The organism is Peribacillus sp. FSL P2-0133 (assembly GCF_037975445.1).
GTDB classification, from domain to species: domain Bacteria; phylum Bacillota; class Bacilli; order Bacillales; family DSM-1321; genus Peribacillus; species Peribacillus simplex_E.
In genome coordinates this window covers 2,046,007-2,068,789 of record NZ_CP150254.1, presented here as the reverse complement: position 1 = coordinate 2,068,789, position 22,783 = coordinate 2,046,007, and the positions used below count along the sequence as shown (strand labels likewise).

Below are 22,783 nucleotides of genomic sequence, written 5' to 3'. Positions count from 1 at the left end.
TTACTAGATTTCGAGTGGCACAGTACTTTTTAAATAGGAAAAACAGCCTAAAATTTATTCTTCTAAAATAAAGTATTATATTTTCTCAATAAAATTATTGTAGAGCCGATTTTTATCTGCCCCTGATTTTACGACAAGATATTAAGTACATTCAATTTACAATAAGCTTGTATTAAAATTTCTAGCATTTTGGGGGTGCAGTTTTTGACAAAACAGAAAAAGCAGAAATGGAAAAGGAATTTAGTGGTGATGACTGCCATAACCGGACTAGGGTTCTCTACATTTTATACAGGCCTAAGTATTCCGGTTGCAGCGGTCGAACAACCTGACCAGCCGATTCCTAAGGAAGAATCGGTCTCAATTGTTCAACTTGTAGTACCAAATGATAAGGCAAAGGACAAGCTTCTTGAGCTTGGAATTGACCTTACCCACAGAATCGAAGCACACGACGGAGTCTATGAAGTGGATGCCGTTGTCACACCAACAGAAATTGCCATGTTAAAGACCTTTGGCATCAATGTAAAAGAGACCCTGATCACCGAAAATCAATGGAACACACGCGTGGCAGAGCAGCAATCTACTGTCCAGCTGCAAGCCAGTCTGGCAGCTTCCGAGGATACACTTAAAGTCCTTAGGGCAAACCATTTTACCAATCAATCAGGCACCTTCCTATATCTCGAAGTGAAATCAAGCGCCGGTGCGACTGCTAGCACAGCACTTAAAGCAACTTGGACCGAGAACGGTGAGGAAAAATCTGCTACACTTTCTAGATTGGTAGATTACGGTGAATATTTATATCACTATTTGCTTTTACCAGTTAGCGCCATTCCTTCATCTGTTAAAATTGAAAGTAATCTTGGAGGAACAGCTACGAGCACCATTACTGAATGGTTAGGGAAAGAGCCGAAACATCCAAAAACAGATTATGTTACGGATTTTGTTGATCACTATATGGCACCAAATGAATTATATGAACGTGCCGAAAAACTTTCAAAAGAATTCCCGAACTTGGTAGAAATCATTGATATGCCAAATAAAACAAATGGTTACAGACGTCTTGCCCAAGCAACTATCGGCGGCACGACCAATCTCGCAGTTGTTGTTTCCTCAAAAGCATGGGGGCATGAAGGCGGGAATGATGTATCGGTAGAATTCAAGAATCCGGGAACCAATAATGCACCACTAAAAGTGACTGTGGATGGTACCAAGATTTTAGTAGATTTAGCTACTGATTCGTCAGGAAAGGCAACAAGTACTGCCGCACAAGTGGTTAAAGCACTGAATGAGAATGCTAGCCAACTTGTCACTGCGACTACATACCGCGGTAATACTGGTGCTGGTGTTGTCGCACCAACTACAAATGCTGCGATATTAACTGACGGCTTGAAAGCTGGGGCAGACGTTTCCCGTGATCCTTTTACAGTAAAAGCGATCCGAATCGGCAAGCATCGTGACGGTTCTAAACCAGGTGTTCTTGGATATGCTCAGGAGCATGCCCGTGAATGGGTGACCCCACTCGTAACAATCGAAACGGCGGAAAGACTACTGCGAAACTATAGTCAAGATAGTGAGACAAGAAAGCTTGTCGATAATCTTGATATATTCCTTGTACCTTCAGTAAACCCTGATGGTGCTAATTACAGCTTAAATGATTACAATATGCAGCGTAAGAATATGACCAATCACTGTGGTCCCACTGCCTCTGATCCTGGGTACCGTAATAATTGGGGAGTTGACCTTAACCGCAACCATTCTGTTGGTTCCGTTTTTGATGGCTATATTGGCGGAGGTACAAGTTGTACGGGAGAAACTTACGCTGGACCAGCTGAAAACTCTGAGCCTGAAGGAAGAAACCTTGTCTGGCTTGCTGACAAAAACCCAAATATTATGTTTGCAATGAATATTCATAGTTATGGCGGCTACTTCATGTGGTCCCCTGGTGCTTACGATTCAAAACGTACAACACTGCCACGCCCATCAGCTGGTGAAGAAGCGTTTTACTGGGCAGCTTCTGATAACATCTTAAATGATATTCAAGACCACCGCGGAACGGTCATTCTACCTAGTCGTACAGGTCCAATTCCTGACGTACTATACTCTGCTGCAGGTAACTCTGCGGACTACCTATGGTATGAAAAGGGGATTTATGCCTGGAACTTCGAAGTAGGGGCAGATTTATGGAATAAGGATACAAAAAGATGGCAGGCAGTTGGATTCCAGCCAGCCTTTGTAGAAGGTCATGAAGAAGCAATGGAATTTGCCAATGGGTTGATTGGCTTAATGAAAGTAGCCTACAACAGTGCAAAAGACCATCAGCCGCCTTCCTCAAAAGCTACACCTGGAAACGGTAAATACACAGGTCCGGTTGATGTTAAGATTGAAACAAGTGAGCCAGCCACCATTTATTATACGCTTGACGGTAGCCGCCCAACCTTCCAATCAGCTAAAATTAAATTAAGCGGCACCCGTGAATTTGCAGAAACATTAAAAATTGAAAAGACTACAACCATCAATTATTTCACTGTGGACGCCGCAGGAAACATTGAGAAAAACTACAATCCACTTGGTAATGGGAAAAACTATAATTCTGTAACGCTTACAATAAAATAACGGTTTGCAAGGGGTTGGCCTTACGGGGTCAACTCCTTTTTCATTGGTACCTTTGAACTGATAGAATTTCTATTTTATTGGGCCTTCTTTTTATATTTCAGCCTCTTTAATAGGTGGCTATAAAATCAACAAACCTCTAGCAAATGGTTCTGCTATTCCAAACCCGTTGTCACATAGCTTAATAGGATTAATGGCGATAACCCTAGTACAAATTATCGCACTTTTCAACTGTAATTATATAGAAATACTATGGTTGCCAAATTTTTAAACCAGGCTCCTTCGTATTCGTAACCTTCCCCTTTTCTTCCAGATATCTATATGTCGCCTTTAGATTAGGTTCTATTAGAGTTACTAAAACTCTTTATAACCCTAACAATCATTTTGAAAAATATCAGCTTGTAACGCCAAAGACAAAGGGCTCTGTCCGAACAATCAGGATTGATGAAATGCTGATAAACATGTTAAAGAAGCATCGGCTTAAACAAAATTAAATTAAATTAAATTAAAAAACAGACTTTTTTACCAAGATAACGGATTTATTTTCGCTTGAGAGAATGGGAGTCCACAATTAAGAAAAGTTATTGAGACCCGGCTAAAAAGGCTTCTAAAAAAAGCAGAAATAGAAAAGAACATTACTCCACACTCATTTAGACATACGCAAACTTCATTATTGATTGAAGCTGGAGTTGGCATTAAAGAAATACAACAGCGAATTGGACATACAGATATTAATACTACAATGAATATCTATGCTCACATGAGCCAATATGGAAGAAAAGGCCTCCCAACAGTTTAGCAAACTGCTGAAGGACCTTCTCCTATAGTTAGCTTTTTTGTCACAGGTTGCCGTGTTTTAAAAAAAACGAGGACAAGAATAGCATATTATCATTTTAGACGTTGATATAACAAGGTTTTAACCCCTTATTACATCATGCCGCCCATTCAATTATTAATTTAATAGGAAATAACAAGGTAATAATACCAACATCTTTGGTCAAATCCACCTAAAATAACTTCACTTAATATCATAATATTTCAATGGCAGGTGAGCAAATAGGTGAGCATTTTCAATTTATTTTTTAACTGAAATACCAAATTGGAAAAGCCCCCTATCCATAGAGAACATCCTTATTGAAATTTCAAAAGTAGTAGTCTCAATAAATGCGGTAAAATCCAACAAATCTATTTCAGAAAAATAGTGGTATGTAATGATATTTTTAAGGTTACCTACTAACAAATCTGAATGTTTCTCAAGGTTAGCTTTAATAGAATCAATATAATTATCGACTGTTAACATATTTTATGGTCTCCTTTTTTAATGCCTTATTCAAACAAATGTATCTGTAATTTAAGAAATCACTAAGCTAAATTTTGCTTACGGAATCCATATCTATATAAACCTAGAAAGAAAGGATACATTATGATAAGCGTGAAAGCTGTAACAAAAATCATTCCTCCTATTCCAAGTTCTGGATCATTAAGCACATCCAACATTGTGTATGCAAGCACTTCAATTACAGTTATTATAAATACGAATTTCCAGAATGACTTTGATAACAATTGTTTGTTATATACATAACCAAATAATCCAATTGTGGAAATAATACTGATAACAGTATCCGTAGTTTCTATCACCGGACCATGAACCGCTTCTACAAACAATGATGCTATCGATATAGCTATAATTAGCCAAAAGTAAATTTTCCAGAGCATTATTTACACTTCCCTACTCATTAATATAACCCTCTCAATTTTTCCATTTCTGGTATATCGAACCAATCTAGTAAAATGGGCTTTTTTATAAAATAATTCTTTTGAAGCGCATCCAATACAATATACGCTCATTACTCCCAAAATACCTAGAATTAATTGGGTGTTTATATTTGCAACAAAAAAAGTCCTCACAATGAGGACCACGAAAAAAACTACTCTTATATACATCTCCCGGAAATTGTTTCATCGAGCAGATCTTGTTGGACGAGCAGCTTTATAAACTTATTTCGCTGTTCTTAAATCACCATCACCACGAGCAATTCTTCCCCCGTCTTACATTATTTATAGTAGGTTATCAACTTCTCTTTCTTATTTAAATAGACTTTATCACTGGTCTCAAACCGTCCCCTTGTTTTCCAAAAGGTTTTATGCCTTTATATCCCCCAAAGCGTTTCTTTTAGCCTTAGATCGGTCAAACATACTGAAATATATTGCTACTATACTAATGAGAATTATTACTGCTCCCGAAATAATGAAGGATGCATCTAATAATAAAATAAACCCTAATCCTGCTATAGAAGTAATAGTGGAAAGTATTGTCCATGTTGAAAATGTTTCCTTTATGCTTAATCCAAAATATTCTTTAATCATCCAAAATCCTGCATCATTAACATGCGAGCAAATTGAGCTGCCTGCTCCAGTTGCAAGAGTTACTAAGGCTAAATTAGCGTCGTATTGAGCCAACATTGGAATAACTAATCCTGCAGTGGACATAGCTGCAACTGTGGCTGATCCTAAAGATATCCGTAATATCGCAGCAACTAACCAAGCAAGTATGATAGGTGACATCGAAGTTCCTGTGAATAATTCTGCTACATAATCCCCTACACCACCATCAATTAGTACTTGCTTGAAAGCACCCCCACCTCCAATAATTAATAGCATCACACCAATTGCTGCAATTGATGATGAACAAGAATCCATCACTTCTTTTATTGGAATATTTCTTGCTATTCCCATTGTATAGAATGCAAGAAATAAAGATATCAACATTGCAGACGAAGGGTTCCCTATAAGACGAACAATTTCTAATAATGTATTCCCTTCAAATCCTACTGATTTTTGAATCATATCAACAATTGTAGATATAGCCATTAATAATACGGGGAACATTGCAGTCAATACACTTATACCGAAAGCTGGTGTTTCTTCAAGTTGGAATGTTTTTTGTTCGCCTAAAGAAGCTATATTACCTGTTTTGTTGAATGCATCAGGTACAACTTTTTTAGCAACCTTAGTATATAGAGGACCTGCTAAAATGACGGTTGGTATTGCGACAATAATACCGTAAAGTAAAACTAATCCAATATCTGCACCATATTCACCAGCTATTACTGTTGGCCCTGGATGTGGGGGTAAGAAACTATGAGTTGCTAATAAGGCTGCAGCCATAGGAATACCTAGGTGCAAAATAGAAACTCTTAATTCTTTCGCAATTGAAAATACAATTGGAATTAATAAAACTAATCCTACTTCGAAAAATAGTGCTATACCCACAATAAACGAAGCAACCACAACAGCCCACTGAATTCTTTTTTCTCCAAATTTGTTAATTAAGGTCATTGCAATACGCTGGGCCCCCCCTGCATCAGCAATTAACCTACCAAGCATTGCACCAAGTCCAAATATTAAAGCTATATGACCAAGTGTACCTCCTAATCCACCTTCAATTGATTTAACAACATTTTCTAGCGGCATTCCTAGTGCTAAAGATACAATAAAAGATACAATAATTAATGAAACAAATGTATTTAATTTGAATCCAGTAATCAAAATTAGCAACATGATAATCCCAATCGCTACGATAAGTAATGGCATAATAAACCTCCAAAAAAATAATTAAAATATTTCCATTTGCTCCACTTACAAAAATACTGACCCTATATTTTAATTAGTAAGTAACTCTAGGATGCTTATGCTATTTTGTTTACTAGTCATAAAGTGTAGTTATTTGAAAAAACGAAATATAGTAATCGCTTACATTTGAAGCTATTACAAAATTTTAGCGTACACAACTATTTAATTAAAATGGGAGAATAAACTATGAATGAAAAAAGTAAGGTCTTAATGTGCTTTAAAATTGTGCAATTATAGGTTAATTTTGAACTAGTGTTTTTTCTTCACCTAATGCTTTTACCCCCGCATTTAGAACTTCAATAATTCGATCTGTATCATAGATATTTCCGCGCCAAGTTCCTCCACTTACTGATTGAAGCGCAGCCCATAAACGAGTATCATCCGGAAGACCAGGATCCGGTTTGAGGTCTGGATGAAGGTCCCGTTCTTTCAAGACTTTAGTTGCTTTTTCTAAAGAAAGTCTTTCATTCTCAGTTCCAACAAAATTAACGGAACCCACTAACTGATTACGGTCAACAATGATTTCAATAACATCTCCATCACGCAATTTCCCAATTGCTCCCCCAGCCAATGCCTCAGGTCCAATATGTCCAATACATGCGCCAGTAGAAACACCCGAAAAACGCGCATCTGTAATCAAGGAGACATGCTTGCCAAAAGACAAATGTTTTAATGCCGATGTTAGTTGATATGTTTCCTCCATCCCGGTTCCTGAAGGACCACCGCCCATAACAACCATAATATCTCCTGCTTCAATGCCCCCTGTTTTAATAGCTTTTATAGCTGTCTTTTCTGAAGTAAAGACTTTAGCTTTTCCTGTATGTCGATACACTCCGTCTTCTCCTACCACAGATGAATCAATGGAAGTTGATTTAATTACTGATCCTTCAGGGGCAATATTTCCTTTCGGGAATGTAACAGTAGAAGTTAGACCTTTTTCTTTTGCTTTGACTGGATCCATGATAATATCATCAGGATCAATTCCATCAATTTCTAACAATTGTTTTTTCATCATTGCACGTCTTTCTGATTTTTCCCACCAATCGAGGTTTGCACCAAGGGTTTCTCCGGTAACAGTTAGTACATCTTCATGCAGGACACCTAATTTTCTTAGATGAAGCATAACCTCTGGAACCCCACCTGCTAGGAATACCTTAACGGTTGTGTGACCAACAGGACCATTTGGTAGTACATCTACTAAGCGAGGAACTTTCTTATTGATTCTAGTCCAATCTTCAACAGTGGGTATCTTACAATTAGCTGCATGAGCAATTGCTGGAATATGAAGTAATAAATTTGTTGAACCTCCGAAAGCTGCGTGAATCACCATAGCATTTTCTATCGCTTTATCCGTAATAATATCTTTGGTATATATCTTTTTCTTCTCCAATTCTAAAGCTGCACGTGCTGATTGCTTAGCCATCTCCATCCATATTGGCTGACCTGAAGGTGCTAGTGCAGAGTGAGGTAAGGCCATTCCAATGGCTTCAGCAACTACTTGGGAGGTGCCAGCTGTACCAAGAAATTGACATCCTCCTCCCGGTGTAGCACACGCACGACATCCGAGATCAGCAGCTTCTTGTAAAGTGATTTCGTTGTTTGCGTATCTTGCCCCAATTGTTTGAATCTTTCCTGCGTCTTCTCCATTTGTAGGTGGAAGAGTAACCCCTCCAGGGACAATGATAGTTGGCAAGTTGTGCATTGACGCTAGAGCTACCATCATTGCTGGAAGACCTTTATCACATGTAGCTACCCCAATAATTGCACGACGCGTAGGCAATGATCGAATTAATCTTCGATAAACTATAGCTGCATCGTTTCGAAAAGGAAGGGAATCAAACATGCCGGTAGTTCCTTGAGAACGACCATCACATGGATCACTTACGAATCCTGCAAAAGGAACCCCTCCTTGTCTACTAATCTCTTCAGCTGACGCCTTCATTAATAAACCTATTTCCCAATGGCCAGTATGATAGCCTAATGCAATTGGAGTACCATCATGATTCCTAATTCCACCTTGAGTACCGAGGATTAGAACTTGTTTTCCAAGGAGGTTTGAAGGTGCCCATCCCATTCCAACATTTTGGGATAATCCAAAAAGGTCACCACTTGGTGAATCTAGCAACATTTCTGATGTAAGTGGGAGTGAACCATCTGCCCCTTTTGAATGAGTTTGAACTTTGTAAAAAGATACATCCTCTTCGCCAAATATCGATTGCAATGACATATGTATTCCTCCGTTAATAAGATTTTTTTATTTCAAAAAAAGAAATATTTTATGTTGCTCACATAATTATCTGCTAAGCAATTACTATCATGCTTGCCTACTGCTATTTCAATTTTTATAATCTGAAAGATTGAATATTCTTAGGACTGTTTATCTTGGTATACTCTCTATAAAAACCTCCCCTTTCGTTTTATATTATAAAACGCAGTTTATCTATATTAAACTTTGGTTGCCTTTTAAAATAATCATATTTTTTCTGAAAAGTCAATTAACTTTTCAAAGCCATTTATAGAGTAAGATTTCATGTTATTTAAAAGAAACCTCTACATTTTACTCCTATCTACGTAAGGAATCTATTTGTTTTAATAACAGAGGGTATAATTCTAAAAAAATACTAGTTTCTATACAAGATATTAACTCTTATAAATCTTACGTGGATAAGTGTATGACTTAATAATTTCGCTTTGTAGAATGAGAATGATAAATGAATTCTTTATAATTTTTCTTTGGACAAAAGATATCCTTGTATTTAATTATGTTTCTTGACATTTTAAAAAAACTAGTATTATATTTGAATTGCAAGAATGTTTGTAATAGTAAAAACGGGTTTTATAATTTAAAACAAGTAGGTGGAATTCATGCCTGTTATTCAATCAGTAGATCGTGCTCTTCGTATTCTTGATTTGTTTGACGAACATACAGCAGAATTGAAAATAACAGATATAAGTAATCAGTTAGGACTTCACAAAAGCACTGTTCATTCTTTATTGAAAACGCTTTTAATTCATGGCTATATCAGTCAAAATCCTGAGAATGGGAAATATGGATTGGGAATGAAGCTCTTTGAAAGAGGAAACCATGTCATTCAGTCTTTAGACGTTAGAGATTTATCAAAAAAATACTTAATGGATTTATCGGTAAAAACCGGACAGACTGCCCACTTGGTTATACTAGACGGCAAAGAGGGAGTTTATATTGATAAAGTTGAAGGTCCTATGGCTGTTATTCTTTATTCAAAAATAGGGAAACGAATTCCACTTCACTGCTCCGCTGTTGGTAAAGCTTTAATAGCTTTTAAAGAACAGGAAGAAATAAAAAAAATTCTAAATGAATATGTCTATTTTAAACAAACTGAATTTACCATTACAGGTGAATCTGAATTTTTGCGTGAGCTTCACCAAGTTCAATCTCAAGGGTACGCTGTTGATAATCAGGAAAACGAGCCAGGTGTTCGCTGTATTGCAGCACCTATTCGAAATCATGAGAATAAAGTTATTGCAGCTATTAGCCTTTCTACACTTATAGCTCGTATAGATGAGGCTCAGCTAGAAATATTAATTGAACAACTGAAACAAGCAGCTTTCCAATTATCAGAACAAATGGGAAATGGGATACCAATTTCATAGAGGTGGTTCCCTTCTCTTTTGTCTATATATAAAAACTCAGTTTTATAATATAAAACATTAGGAGGCTATTTTTATGCGTATTATTCGATATTTAAATGAGCATTCAAAAGCAACTCTAGCAGCTGTTACAAATGAGGGAAAAGTATACCCTCTTCCTCAAGAAGGATTGATTGAATTAATCCAACAGGCAAAAGAACAAAATATTTCTCCACTCTCTTTTGTAGAATTTACTATTTCCAAGTCAAAGCCCATTCCATACTCTGTAGAAGATTTATCGTTACTTGTTCCTATCGTAGCTGAAGAAGTATGGGCTTCCGGTGTTACATATGAGCGTAGTCGCGATGCACGTAACTATGAAGCAACAGGTGGAAAGCTTGATGCAACCACTTTCTATGACAAGATATATGAGGCTGAACGGCCAGAAATTTTCTTTAAGTCTACGGCTGCTCGTACGGTTGGTCCAGGGCAGGAAGTTTATATACGTAGTGATTCTAATTGGCAAATTCCTGAGCCAGAAGTGGGCATTGTTATCAATAGAGAAGGTGAAATCCTTGGATATACGATTGGAAATGATATGAGTTGTCGTGACATTGAAGGAGAGAATCCTCTTTATCTACCACAAGCAAAAATGTGGAAAAATTCTTGTTCCATTGGGCCGGCAATTCTTTTGGCAGAGTCCGTGGAAGATCCCTACAAATTTGACATCACATGTCGAATCTACCGCAATGACGAGCTTAAAGTAGAGGGAAAAGCGAATACTAACCAGTTAAAAAGAAAATTTGATGAATTAATATCTTTCCTCATACGCGACAATGAAATTTTTGACGGTACTGTATTATTGACTGGTACATGTATAATTCCACCAAATGACTTTACCTTATTAGATGGCGATGAGATTGAAATTGAAGTCTCTAATATTGGTGTCTTGAAAAATAGTGTAAAGTTACCAAAACACATATTAGTTTGAGTAAATCCGATAACACACTAATCATGCAGAAAAATACTCATTGAATTCTTAGAAAAACACTAGTTTAACGAGAGTTCTATTACTACTCAATAAAATTAACTACAATAAAGACTTTGGCATTCAATGTTTCAGGATTAAGCAAACTGTTTCAAGGAATATGGGGGTATATAAGATGAACGTAAAAACTGACGAAAAAACGTATTTAAACTATATCAATGGTAAATGGGTAACTGCTTCTATTCAAAAGGTTGATACTAGTATCAATCCAGCCAATCGTCATGAAATCATCGGTTATGTACAACAGTCTGAAAAAGAAGATTTAGATTACGCGGTTCTTGCTGCGAAGGAAGCTCAAGTTTTCTGGGGGAAGCTATCCGGTGCTGCCCGTGGAGAGTATTTGTATAAGGTCGCGAATGCACTCGAGCAACGTATTGATGAAATTGCGGAAACGATGACTCGTGAAATGGGAAAAACATTTCTGGAAGCAAAAGGGGAAACAGCTAGAGGTGTCGCTATCCTTCGTTATTATGCAGGAGAAGGGATGAGAAAAATAGGTGATGTGATTCCTTCATCGGATTCTGAAGCACTGATGTTCACTACTCGTGCTCCCCTTGGAGTTGTAGGTGTTATCACACCTTGGAATTTCCCAGTGGCAATCCCCATCTGGAAAATAGCACCGGCACTCATCTATGGAAATACTGTTATTCTTAAACCAGCTCAAGAAGCCGCAGTAACCGCAGCCAAAGTAATAGAATGTTTTGACGAGGCAGGGCTTCCAATGGGTACTATTAATATGGTAACAGGCCCTGGGGCCGTCATCGGTCAAGCGATTACTAATCATCCGGATATTAATGGAATTACATTCACAGGATCTGATGCCGTTGGTAAATTAATTGGCCTAGGAGCTCTAAAGCGTGGTGCTAAGTATCAGTTAGAAATGGGTGGGAAGAATCCTGTAATTGTAGCCAATGACGCCGACTTAGAAGAGGCAGTAGTTGCAACTATTAGTGGAGGACTCCGTTCTACGGGACAGAAATGTACAGCTACTAGTCGTGTAATCGTACAAAGTGAAGTTTACGAGGAGTTCAAAAATAAACTTATTGAAAAGATAAAGGAAATAAAAATTGGGAATGGTTTAAAAGAAGATGTATGGATGGGGCCATGTGCAAGTGAGAACCAGCTGAATACAGTCCTTTCTTACGTAAAGAAAGGACTAGATGAGGGCGCAACATTGATTTATGGCGGTAAACGTATGAAGGAAGATGAATTAGTTAATGGATTCTTTATGGAACCTACTGTCTTTGAAAATGTTAGTAATAGAATGTCTATTGCCCAAGAGGAAATTTTCGGACCAGTGCTTGCCCTTATCAAAGTTGAGACTTTAGAAGAAGCATTACAAATTGCAAACGACGTGAAATTTGGACTAAGTGCTTCTATTTTCACTAAAAATATTGGTCACATGCTTTCTTTTATTAATGAGATGGATGCTGGTCTCGTACGTATTAATGCTGAATCTGCGGGAGTTGAACTGCAAGCCCCATTCGGGGGAATGAAACAATCTAGCTCCCACTCTCGTGAGCAAGGAGAAGCTGCAATTGAGTTTTTCACTTCCATTAAAACCGTATTTGTAAAGGCATAAATGATTTTTCAGAAGAATATATACCAGATATGTTCTAGCTATTAATTATGTTCTCATGAAATAAACCTAGTTAAAAAACGAACCCACAAAAACTTATAATTGATACTTAGAAAAGTGCATAAAAGCTATAGCTCTTATGCACTTTTTATAGTGGAGAACAGAACAAAGCTTTGCTAAATCAAGGATGTTTATAAACCTGCATAAATAAAAAAATAAGGCGCATAATGGCTTTCATAAACTCATCCCTTTTACATTCATTCTCTTCAAATAACACCAAATGCATTTGTTATTTTTTTATCGTTTGTGCAAGATTTTTTTATACATCGTTGATAAATCAATGTTTTCGGCTTATAAAGAAGCCTTGCAGCTGATAAAATACTGTACCTAAAAATATAACAATAAAGTCATTTAAATCTAAATTTTATTCCATTATCGCTCCCGTTTTGCGGAATAATAAAAATCCTGCATCTCAGTACAGGATTTTCGATCAAACTTTGTTTTAAATGGTGCGATTTTCTTAAAACGGTGCAACTTTATTTCAAAGCTACAGAATACCTTTCCGTTCTTGACGACATGTCAATCTTATTTGACATTTATTAAAAACTAAATTTTGGTTTAAGATCACCTTTATAAGATTCATGTTCAACGAATATAGTTATGTCCTTACCATCTTTGTCTTTACCAGTTCTTTTATACGTAAATTTATTATTATTAAGTTCGGTAAGTTCAAGAGCAGCACCATACTTATTATTTCCAATTGAAACATGGGCTCTTATTTTATTTTCGTGTACAATATCGAAGTAGCCATAATCACCGCGGCTTTTGCCTGTTTCAACATTGAAAAATTCATATTTATTAGTCTTGTCATCAAATTTTGCCAGACTTATAAACATCGAATTATACTTTGTTACATCATTGCCATCTTCGTCTAATACCTTTGTTCCGTGCCAAAGGGTGCTGCCTAAAATCTTATCTCCATCAACGTCTTTAACAATATCTCCGGTAGTAGTGTTCAACTGCTTGTCCGGATCAGTAAAAGAAAGCTCTTTTTCTTTATAAGGAACATGTTCAACGAATACCTCTACATCGTTGCCATTAGCGTCTTTTCCCATTCTTTTATAAGTAAAAACATGTTTATTTAGTTTTGTCATGTCAACAACAGCTTGATAATTCATTGATTCTGAAATTAATATTCTCTTCTTCCCATCATTAGTGATAAAGAATGTTCCCTTATCGTCACGACTTTTCCCAGTCTTTGCATCAAAAAATTCATAATGTCCTGTTTTCACATCATATTTCGCAAGACCAATGAAGTTTGCATTCTCTTTTGTTAAGTCATTATGATGTTTGTCATACACTCTTGTACCTTGCCAATCTGTACTGCTAAGAATGTTAGCCATTACCTGTCCTTTGGTTAACTTGTTTTCCTTTTTAGTCTCTTTAACAGCTCGTTTTTGCCAATGTTCACTATGATTTTCTTGGGCTTTAGCGCCGCTGTAACCTGTTAATACTAATGTGAAACCGAGCAATATTGATGTTATTGCTTTTTTGTTCATTTTTATCGTCTCCTCATTTTTTGCAGTATATTTTAGATTATCTTAATATTTAAGCAGTAATACGGTATTAATCTTACTTGGAAGCTTACACAATCTGGCTATTTTGCTCCTGCTGTTAACAAAATTTGTTCAATCTCTTTAAACTCTTTCCCACGTGTATGTTGCAAAGGAGTTACATTATTTCTATCCTGAATGTTCACATCCGCCCCGTGATCGATTAGCAATTGTATGGCTTGCTATTGTCTTTCACCACCGTCATTCAACACGATTGCTTCCATTCATGCGGTCCAACCGAGATCATTTACATGATTTACATCAATATCGGTCTTGTGAGAAGTTCCTGGATGGCATCTATATGACCATGTTCTGAAGCAGGAATCAATGCAGTTCCTTCATAATGGTTAATCATCGCCGGATCCGTATCTGCTTCGATCGTATGCTTAAGAGGTTCAACATATCCTCTTGCACCGGCATATAAAAAAGGATTGTTTTTCATGTTATCTTGAATGTTGATGTCAGCCCCCGCTTTTATCAAGACTTTAGTGGTTTCGACATTATTATTATAAGGTGCGATCATAGTAGTAGTAGCAGTTGTCATTCTGAGTCCTTTGTATTTATATCGACACCTTCCTCAATCAATCTCTTTATTGTTTCTGTTTCCTTGCGTTCTGCAGCTTGATTTAAGTGTTCATTCATATCTATTTCTACCCTTATCTCTTTTTCCTGTGTAGAATTGGTTCTGCATCATTATCTGAGACACATCCCTAAAGGAGGTTAATGCCTCCAATAACTATTGTTAGCCACCTCCACATCAAAATCACCTGCCTATCTTCTTTATTATTTTTTGCTATAAACTTGAAATGACCAGATCCACTCATTGAACTTAGTTTCTACTTCTATTATGTTAATACCCAATTAAAAACTTCCGTTTAAAAAATTCTTAAAAAAAGATAAACTTATTCTTAAAATTTCTTCATGTTTATAAAAAAATAACTGCCACCTTTGTGACGGGTCGAAAACACATTATTTAATTTAAACACCTCTTGGTCATTTTCTTGTTTTAAGAAGGCCTCCAAACTTGTTCAAGTACGATCGCGATAATCGTCCCTACTAACAGTCCATTACCAAGAATATATTGGAGCAACACAGGAAGACCACTGAATGAGCCATCTGGTAATGACATAAGCCTATCCCTATTAGCAATGTAACACCTAAAATTGTTAATCTTCTTTGGTCTAACGTATCTTTTACTATATTTCGCATGGAAATCCCAACCATTTGAATAATCGTTGCCATTAAAGCAGCACTCGCTACGTAAACAGGTAAACCCGCTAATGACTGGACAACAGCGGGAAAAAACGAAACAATTGATAACAATGCGCAAGCTATTAGAAAAGGGAGCACCTTGAATTGTTTTGTTATATGTACAAATCCAGCTGAAACAGGTAATGGAACAACCCCTAGTGTTGAAAAGGCCGAAGAAAGAATGTGAGAAATCCCACCAGCCCATGTTCCTCGGTTTAACTTTGATGGAGTAACTGCCTCATTCGGAATCACAACACTCATTGCATTTACTGCAGCGATGGTATTTGAAATCAAAATAAACGTAAATATTATTGCTGTTAAAATAATTCCTGCGTTCCAGTCTGGGAATCCCCACGCAAAGATCTCAGGGACTTTTATCATCGAAGAATCCGAGATGCTAGATGGTATCAAATTCCAAATAGCAGTTAATGGTTATTCAAGATTCACCCCTTTTTTCTGCCACATCTTTAATTGATGGACCATTTTCAAGGAGTGATCAGTCATGAAGGAAGTACGATTCTCGTCATCCTTATAAGCTTACAATTATTAAGGAGTTAAAAACCTTAACGTACTAAAGGAAACCTAAACGGCTCCCTTCGTGAAATTTTTGCATCAGAACTCTAGTGACAGTGGTTTTTCCATTTCGGCTATTGAAGGGCGGGCAGACATTTTTAATGATGGAACCTCCTGATCATTCAAGCCAGTAGCAATGATAATTACTATAATTTCATCTTTTAAGTTTTCATTAATAACAGAACCGAAAATCATATTTAACTCGGAGTCTGCCTCAGAAGTAACAATATTTGCTGCCTCTTGTACTTCAAATAAACTTATATTGGCGCCCGTGAGTTTCATTAACACACCTTGTGCTCCGTTGATGGAAGTGTTAAGTAACGGACTGGAAATGGCTTTCTTTGCAGCTTCCACAGCGCGATGTTTACCTGTTGCTCTGCCAATGCCTATTAAAGCAGACCCTTTATTGGACATTATTGTTTTCACGTCAGCAAAATCAATATTGATTAAACCTGGTACAGCAATTAAATCCGATATACCTTGGATACTTTGGCGAAGAACATTATCCGCTTCACGAAATGCTTCAAGCATGGGTGTATTTTTATGTAAAATCTCCAATAAGCGATCGTTTGGAATAACAATTAATGTGTCCACTGCTTTCTTCATTGAGGCGATTCCGCCTGCTGCTTGTGTTGCACGCTTATGGCCCTCAAACGCAAACGGAAGTGTTACAACGCCAATGGTTAGTATGTCAAGCTCACGGGCAAGTTGAGCAATAGCAGGGGCAGCACCCGTTCCTATACCTCCGCCCATTCCGGCTGTAACGAATACCATGTCTGTACCTTTTAATGCTTCTTGGATCTGCTCTTTGCTTTCATTAACTGCTTTTTTACCTACTTCTGGATTTGCCCCTGATCCTAAACCTCTTGTCAATTTTGCACCGATTTGTATTTTGATCTCTGCTTTTGATAAATTAAGAGCTTGTGCATCTGTATTAACAGCAATAAATTCTACTCCTTTAACTCCATGCTCGATCATACGGTTAACGGCGTTATTTCCTCCGCCCCCAATACCAATTACTTTAATGTTGACTAATGAGTTTACACTTGTAACAAACTCCATTTTATAGCACCTCCAAGTTCATTGAATTTACCTCAAACTATTCAAATAAATATCGGAAACACTCATTCATTTTATTCGAAATGTTTTGTCTTTCTTATATTTAGGTTTAGTTAAATAAAAAGGCATTGTCGTTAGCAGCCCGTAAAGGAAACTGCTAACGACAATGCCTTTCATTGAACCCTTCCACTCTTTTCTAAAGTTGGAAAGATCCGATATCCTAAAAAGGTAATCTTTTCTTTTTATTCTAAGGTAATTCCACTTTTAAATCAATATATACATTATAAGGTTCTGGTTCAAAAAATTTCAATAAAATTGAAATTAATCTCTAAATCTAGGACATACTGATACTATTACTCTAAAAAAGGTGCTTGATTAGTATCGAAAAGCAAATTTTATTCAAGTGGAAACATTATCAACCTGAAATTTCAATAATCCGGCTAATCAATGGTCTTGAATAGCTGAGTTTTTCTGCTATTTCCTTTTGTGTAAGGTTCATCTCATAATACATCTTTGCTACTACAATCATTTCTTCATTCGAGTACATGTCATCCTACCTTCTGAGAAATTATGTTCACTCGTTAAAATTAATTTCATGTTTAGATTAATTTTCTGATAAATGAAAACGCATTATTTATTTTTGAACATAATTTCAATTGTGTCTAAATAAGAAACAACTCTATCTGGCTGAAATTAAATGTTTAAAACCGAGATTTAATCCTATTTGGTATTCTAAATGAAAACAACAAAGCAGTGTATCCCGAAAATTGGGATTCCCTGCTTTGTTGTTTGTTCGAAAGATAACTGGCTTTATTTCTCTTATGTTATACAGTATTTGATCGATTGCAGGCGTTGTTTTGACTTTACCTGTTATAAATGTCTTTCCAAGTTCGCCGTAATCATTGTGGTACTAATAGTAAGTAGTTCCAAATTCACCAGAATACCACTCTTTCACAACAATAACATTCTTAAGTCCAGTGATACTTGCAATCTTTTCTACTCTGGCGGCGAAATTAGGATATTTAGTTTAAAAAACTCGGATTCAAATCTTTATTTCTTCTCTCCGAACTCTTTTCCTGCTGATTTTTGATCCTTTATTTTAAAAGAAATGAGGAAGCTAATTAACGAAAGTACAGCGATGACAATAAATGAGATTTGCGCGCCATACATATCAGGATGGACTATCTCAGGACGCTGCTGAGCATTTTCGGTAGCTGATGTCATTACAGTAACAAGTATTGCAGTACCTACAGATGCGGCAATCATTTTCATCGTATTATCCATTGCTGCACCATGGGCGATTAACCGTTTAGGCAGCTGGTTTAAGGCGGCCGTTGAAACAGGCATCATAACCATGGCTAATCCGAACATCCGAATACTGTACATTACCATTATAAATGTAAAACTTGTCGAAGGACCAACATCCATAAAAGTAAAGGAGGAAGCGGTTATGAGGAGTAATCCGCCAATAACCAACCACCTGGCCCCAATCCGGTCAAAAATACGTCCAATGAACGGGGACATTAACCCGGTAATAAGTGCTCCAGGGAGTATCGCTAATCCAGCTTCAAACGCAGTAAATCCTCGCATGTTTTGCATAAATAGCGGGATCAGCGTTTCGGCACCTATCAGACCCATAAAGGTAATGGCTCCAATAATAATGGCAATCGGGAATAATGAATACGTGAACACACGGAACTCCAGCATTGGATGCTTCAATCGCAATTGCCTTTTGATAAACCAAACAAGTGAAATTGTTCCAATGCCTAGGGATATGATGGTACTCTCGTCTGTCCAGCCATAATTACCTGCAGCTGTAAATCCATACAATAATCCACCGAAACCTACGGAAGATAAAACAATCGAAAGCACATCCACTTTTGGCCGTGTAACTTCTGTTACATTTTTTAAAGCGAAGAACGCAACTATGATATCAATAATAGCAATTGGAAGAATGATAAAGAATAACACCCTCCATGAGTAGGTCTCCGTAACCCAGCCAGATAAAGCTGGTCCAATAGCCGGCGCGAAGGAAATGACCAACCCGACCAGTCCCATTGCTGCACCCCGTTTATGAACAGGGAAAATCATTAGAAAGACTGTTTGCATTAACGGGAGCATAATTCCGGCTCCGCTCGACTGAATCATCCTTCCTAGCAGCAGCATTCCAAAATTAGGAGCTAGCCCCGCTACCAATGTACCAATAGCAAAAATCCCCATGGCTGAAAGGAAGAGCTGTCTGGTGGTAAAGCGCTCCAGTAAAAACGCGCTAACAGGGATCATGATCCCATTAACCAGCATAAAAACGGTAGTTAGCCACTGTGCACTATTTGCCGTAATATTCATTTCTTCCATTACAGGAGGAATCGCGGTAATCATTAATGTTTGATTCAAGATCGCAATAAATGTACCCGCTAGCAAAAGGGCAACAATTGTTGTCTGTTTACTATTTGTTGAACTCAATTATGGTCCCCCTTTACGATTTGGAAAAAAACATACTTTTGTAGATTACACGAATTCACATCAGATATCCAGTTATTTGCTGTTGAAAATAAAAGCAATAAATTCGGCATTAAATAATTACTTTCCCTACAGTAAAAGTGGATTTCCTTTGAAGAACAGGTTGCAATTGATGTGCGTATTGGCCTAGTCACAGGGTTGCTGTCACAGACCGCAAAGTAGCAGATAAGTAGAGAGATGATGGGGAACACAGGAGCAAAGTGAATGCTCCTTATGTTGTTTATAGGGTCCGTTTCTGAATAGCTCTGTATAAAAAAACTGTGAAATAACTCCTTTAATGGAATATTCCTTACTGTCATACATTCGTAGGACCAAGACTATTTTATCCTTGGTTATATATGATCTCATCTTTCAAGTAATTTTTCTTTTCTCGGTTTCTTCTTGTATAAATATTGTCAACTAAGGATAATGTCATTTTATAAAGTAGGTTACCTTGTTATTCGTTAGTGGCTTGATGAATGGCCAGAGTGTTCTTATCTTTAGTCTTCCCTACCCATTTCGTCATTTACATTGTATCCCCTTGTAGAATATAAGTTTTGTGCTGAAATTAAAAAAGAGCACTTTGAAAATACCGATGCTCTTTAAATAGTAAAAAATAAAATTATTATTTATTATTTTCTGATTCTTATACCTTTTCATTGTGCTATCACAAATATAAAGGTGTATTTCCATTCCTGTTTAGTAATCTTTTTTTCACCAACCAAGCGCCTCCCATAATTCCTGCATCATTTCCTAACGTGGCATTGGCTAACTCCACTCCTTGCAATACTCTTGGAAAAGCAAAACGAGTAAATTGCTCTTTTAAAGGTACTAACAGTGCATCCCCTGCTTTGGAAACTCCTCCACCAATGATAATTTTCTCAGGATTTAAACCATTCGCAAGATGAGCTAATGCTAATCCTAAATAAAGGGTAACTTTCCCAATCACTCTATTAGCTAATTCATCACCCTCATTCGCTACTTCAAATACTAGCTCAGATGATAATATTTGATGTTCATTGTAAAAATCCCTCAGTCTACTTGGTGTCTCGGTAAAAGATAATTCTTCAATCGCTAAACGAACAATACCTGTGGCAGATGCTATGGTTTCAATACATCCCGTTTTCCCACAATTACAAGGTGCCCCATCCTCTACGAGAGAGGTAATATGCCCTATTTCGCCACCTGCCCCATTTATTCCATGTACAATTTGCCCATTGGAAATAATTCCACCACCAACGCCCGTTCCCAAGGTGATACATAATAAATCTTTTGACCCTTGTCCAGCACCTTTCCACATCTCCCCAATGGCTGCTGCATTTGCGTCATTTTCAACTATGACTTGCAAAGATGTTCCCATTTCAAGAAGATCCTTCAAAGGAAAGTTATTCCACCCTAAGTTAACTGCGACATCAATAGAACCATTCCCCAAGTTAACAGGACCGGGTGCTCCAGCCCCAATACCAATTAACTTCTGTTTTTCTTGCCCCAACTCACTTAATGTTTGATCTATTGATTTAGCCATCTCCTTAGGAATATTTTTCCCTTTTTCATTTATATTGGTAGGAATTTCCCATTTATATATAATCTCACCATTTTGATTGATAAATGCCATTTTAATAGTTGTACCGCCTATATCTGCACCCACTAACCATTTTTCATCCATCAATACTCACCCTTTTTCATTCAAGTTGGCAAGGAACTGTATGCCTTCACCTTACGGCAAGTTAAGATTAAATTCGTTAATCTTGTACTAGCTATCGACTATACAGCTTTACTTTTTTATATAGTAATTAAGAAGTTTAACTCCTATCTTTCCTTGTTCAATAGAAATTTTTCTAGAGCTACGATAGCCCTTTGTTCATCGTCTCCATCTGCAGTAAATTTAAACTCCTTTGCCATGTCTAACTGTCAGGGCCATTCCCCCGATATTACTTTTCTCAACTACCTTTTTTCCTTTTTCACAATATTAATGTCACTGTTAAAAGATGATGCTTTTCCTACAAATTTCAGCACCAGATCGAGATTGGAGTCCATGACGAAGAAGTACGTCAATTTTTTTCTACCATTAATCCTCACTCTACCCTTACTAATTTATCTATATTTTTAATTGAAATTAAAAAACTTATTTCTCGTAGTTCATACATCTGTTATAAGACACCAGCTTCTCTTCTTTTATGTGTTTTCATAGGAAGTGGAATACGAGTCTCCGTTTTACTATCAAAGAAGTGTACCTTGTTCATGTCTATAGCTAATTTCATTTGTTGACCTGCTTTCACTTCTGTACGAGCATCCACGCGCGAAACAAAGTTCTGATCATTAATTTGTGAATAAACCATTATTTCAGCACCCATTAATTCTGCCACTTCCACTTTAATATTTATTGTTGTATTCGGTGAGGCATCAACGAAAATCAGCTCATCATGAAAATCTTCTGGACGTACACCTAAAATTATTTGTTCACCTATATATCCTTGCTCACGTAATCCTTTCATTTTTCCCTCTGGCACCTCAATACGTACCGGTCCGATATGGAAGATACCCTCTTTTAAGGTACCAGTAAAGAAGTTCATCGCAGGAGAACCAATGAACCCGCCAACAAATACATTTGCAGGTTCGTCATATACTTCTTTTGGTGCACCCACTTGTTGAACAATTCCATCTTTCATAACAACAAGACGAGTTGCCATGGTCATCGCTTCTGTTTGATCATGTGTTACATAAATTGTGGTGGTTTGTAAGCGTTGATGTAGTTTAGCAATTTCAGAACGCATTTGGACACGCAGTTTTGCATCCAAATTGGACAAAGGTTCATCCATTAAAAATACTTTTGCATCACGAACGATTGCACGACCTAAAGCAACACGTTGACGTTGCCCACCCGAAAGGGCCTTTGGTTTACGCTGTAAGTATTGCTCTAGACCAAGGATATGGGCAGCCTCTTGTACACGACGATCAATTTCCTCTTTCGCGAATTTACGTAATTTCAGACCGAATGCCATATTGTCATAGACGCTCATATGGGGATATAAAGCATAGTTTTGGAAGACCATTGCAATATCTCGGTCTTTTGGTGCCACGTCGTTGACACGTTTACCATCGATAAAAAAATCGCCTTTTGAAATCTCTTCAAGTCCTGCAATCATGCGAAGAGTAGTTGACTTACCACAACCAGATGGACCGACAAAGACAATAAATTCTTTATCTTCAATCTGAAGGTTAAAATCTTTCACTGCTGTTACGTTTTTATCGTAGATTTTATAAATATGATTTAAACTTAACTCGGCCATTGTTTTCTCCTTCTTGAATCAG

General features: G+C 37.1%; 16 protein-coding genes and 1 pseudogene. 5 read left to right on the top strand and 12 right to left on the bottom strand.

Going from position 1 to position 22,783, the window contains the following annotated elements:
- Positions 1-204: 204 nt before the first annotated feature.
- Together MKY17_RS09945 and MKY17_RS09940 are read left to right on the top strand one after the other, a co-directional pair.
- Entirely contained in the window at positions 205-2,610 is a 2,406-nt protein-coding gene (locus MKY17_RS09945; protein WP_339201795.1) for a M14 family metallopeptidase, read from the top strand.
- A 580-nt stretch (positions 2,611-3,190) separates the two neighbouring features.
- Positions 3,191-3,406, top strand: a complete 216-nt coding sequence (locus MKY17_RS09940) for a tyrosine-type recombinase/integrase (protein ID WP_339202348.1) — start codon at positions 3,191-3,193, stop codon at positions 3,404-3,406.
- 276 nt (positions 3,407-3,682) lie between these two features.
- Here MKY17_RS09940 and MKY17_RS09935 read toward each other — a convergent pair whose 3' ends face one another.
- The 4 genes from MKY17_RS09935 to MKY17_RS09920 form a co-directional block, all read right to left on the bottom strand.
- Entirely contained in the window at positions 3,683-3,907 is a 225-nt protein-coding gene (locus tag MKY17_RS09935; protein ID WP_339201793.1) for a hypothetical protein, read from the bottom strand.
- Positions 3,908-3,969: 62 nt separating this feature from the next.
- Positions 3,970-4,323, bottom strand: coding sequence for a hypothetical protein (locus tag MKY17_RS09930; protein WP_339201791.1), 354 nt, complete (start codon positions 4,321-4,323; stop codon positions 3,970-3,972).
- A 426-nt stretch (positions 4,324-4,749) separates the two neighbouring features.
- A complete protein-coding gene (locus tag MKY17_RS09925) occupies positions 4,750-6,201 on the bottom strand; it encodes a GntP family permease (protein ID WP_339201789.1) in 1,452 nt (483 codons plus the stop codon).
- Positions 6,202-6,478: 277 nt separating this feature from the next.
- The gene (locus MKY17_RS09920) at positions 6,479-8,467 is read right to left on the bottom strand and encodes a YjhG/YagF family D-xylonate dehydratase (protein WP_144552878.1); all 1,989 of its coding nucleotides are present in this window, start codon (positions 8,465-8,467) and stop codon (positions 6,479-6,481) included.
- Positions 8,468-9,105: 638 nt separating this feature from the next.
- Between MKY17_RS09920 and MKY17_RS09915 the strand changes: the two genes are divergently transcribed.
- From MKY17_RS09915 to gucD, 3 genes are all read left to right on the top strand, one after another.
- On the top strand, positions 9,106-9,873 hold the full coding sequence (locus MKY17_RS09915; protein WP_339201788.1) for an IclR family transcriptional regulator: 768 nt from the start codon (positions 9,106-9,108) through the stop codon (positions 9,871-9,873).
- 73 nt (positions 9,874-9,946) lie between these two features.
- A complete protein-coding gene (locus MKY17_RS09910; RefSeq protein ID WP_339201787.1) occupies positions 9,947-10,840 on the top strand; it encodes a fumarylacetoacetate hydrolase family protein in 894 nt (297 codons plus the stop codon).
- 172 nt (positions 10,841-11,012) lie between these two features.
- The gene (gene gucD / locus MKY17_RS09905) at positions 11,013-12,479 is read left to right on the top strand and encodes an alpha-ketoglutaric semialdehyde dehydrogenase GucD (protein ID WP_339201786.1); all 1,467 of its coding nucleotides are present in this window, start codon (positions 11,013-11,015) and stop codon (positions 12,477-12,479) included.
- A 596-nt stretch (positions 12,480-13,075) separates the two neighbouring features.
- On the opposite strand, the gene MKY17_RS09900 is transcribed toward gucD, so the two are convergent.
- The 8 genes and pseudogenes from MKY17_RS09900 to ugpC form a co-directional block, all read right to left on the bottom strand.
- Positions 13,076-14,035 carry a DUF4822 domain-containing protein gene (locus tag MKY17_RS09900; RefSeq protein ID WP_144552886.1) on the bottom strand — a complete coding sequence of 320 codons (960 nt, stop codon included), beginning with the start codon at positions 14,033-14,035 and terminating at the stop codon, positions 13,076-13,078.
- Positions 14,036-14,133: 98 nt separating this feature from the next.
- Positions 14,134-14,731: pseudogene (locus MKY17_RS09895) on the bottom strand (ankyrin repeat domain-containing protein).
- A 414-nt stretch (positions 14,732-15,145) separates the two neighbouring features.
- Positions 15,146-15,751 (bottom strand): purine/pyrimidine permease, encoded by a 606-nt coding sequence (locus MKY17_RS09890; RefSeq protein WP_339201784.1) that lies wholly within the window; start codon positions 15,749-15,751, stop codon positions 15,146-15,148.
- A gap of 201 nt (positions 15,752-15,952) precedes the next feature.
- Positions 15,953-16,975 carry a cell division protein FtsZ gene (gene ftsZ, locus MKY17_RS09885; protein ID WP_144552890.1) on the bottom strand — a complete coding sequence of 341 codons (1,023 nt, stop codon included), beginning with the start codon at positions 16,973-16,975 and terminating at the stop codon, positions 15,953-15,955.
- Positions 16,976-17,387: 412 nt separating this feature from the next.
- Entirely contained in the window at positions 17,388-17,519 is a 132-nt protein-coding gene (locus MKY17_RS09880) for a hypothetical protein (protein WP_339201781.1), read from the bottom strand.
- A gap of 503 nt (positions 17,520-18,022) precedes the next feature.
- A complete protein-coding gene (locus tag MKY17_RS09875; RefSeq protein WP_339201780.1) occupies positions 18,023-19,435 on the bottom strand; it encodes a DHA2 family efflux MFS transporter permease subunit in 1,413 nt (470 codons plus the stop codon).
- Between the two features lie 703 nt (positions 19,436-20,138).
- Positions 20,139-21,137 (bottom strand): ROK family glucokinase, encoded by a 999-nt coding sequence (locus MKY17_RS09870; protein WP_098372825.1) that lies wholly within the window; start codon positions 21,135-21,137, stop codon positions 20,139-20,141.
- A gap of 484 nt (positions 21,138-21,621) precedes the next feature.
- Complete coding sequence (ugpC, locus tag MKY17_RS09865) at positions 21,622-22,761, bottom strand: sn-glycerol-3-phosphate ABC transporter ATP-binding protein UgpC (RefSeq protein ID WP_098372824.1); 1,140 nt, start codon at positions 22,759-22,761, stop codon at positions 21,622-21,624.
- Positions 22,762-22,783 lie beyond the last annotated feature (22 nt).

Coding starts and splice junctions, on each gene's coding strand:
- MKY17_RS09935 (WP_339201793.1), bottom strand. CDS start 3,907: ATGTTAACAGTCGATAATTATATTGATTCTATTAAAGCTAACCTTGAG.
- MKY17_RS09930 (WP_339201791.1), bottom strand. CDS start 4,323: ATGCTCTGGAAAATTTACTTTTGGCTAATTATAGCTATATCGATAGCA.
- MKY17_RS09925 (WP_339201789.1), bottom strand. CDS start 6,201: ATGCCATTACTTATCGTAGCGATTGGGATTATCATGTTGCTAATTTTG.
- MKY17_RS09920 (WP_144552878.1), bottom strand. CDS start 8,467: ATGTCATTGCAATCGATATTTGGCGAAGAGGATGTATCTTTTTACAAA.
- MKY17_RS09915 (WP_339201788.1), top strand. CDS start 9,106: ATGCCTGTTATTCAATCAGTAGATCGTGCTCTTCGTATTCTTGATTTG.
- MKY17_RS09910 (WP_339201787.1), top strand. CDS start 9,947: ATGCGTATTATTCGATATTTAAATGAGCATTCAAAAGCAACTCTAGCA.
- gucD (WP_339201786.1), top strand. CDS start 11,013: ATGAACGTAAAAACTGACGAAAAAACGTATTTAAACTATATCAATGGT.
- MKY17_RS09900 (WP_144552886.1), bottom strand. CDS start 14,035: ATGAACAAAAAAGCAATAACATCAATATTGCTCGGTTTCACATTAGTA.
- ftsZ (WP_144552890.1), bottom strand. CDS start 16,975: ATGGAGTTTGTTACAAGTGTAAACTCATTAGTCAACATTAAAGTAATT.
- MKY17_RS09880 (WP_339201781.1), bottom strand. CDS start 17,519: ATGTACTCGAATGAAGAAATGATTGTAGTAGCAAAGATGTATTATGAG.
- MKY17_RS09870 (WP_098372825.1), bottom strand. CDS start 21,137: ATGGATGAAAAATGGTTAGTGGGTGCAGATATAGGCGGTACAACTATT.
- ugpC (WP_098372824.1), bottom strand. CDS start 22,761: ATGGCCGAGTTAAGTTTAAATCATATTTATAAAATCTACGATAAAAAC.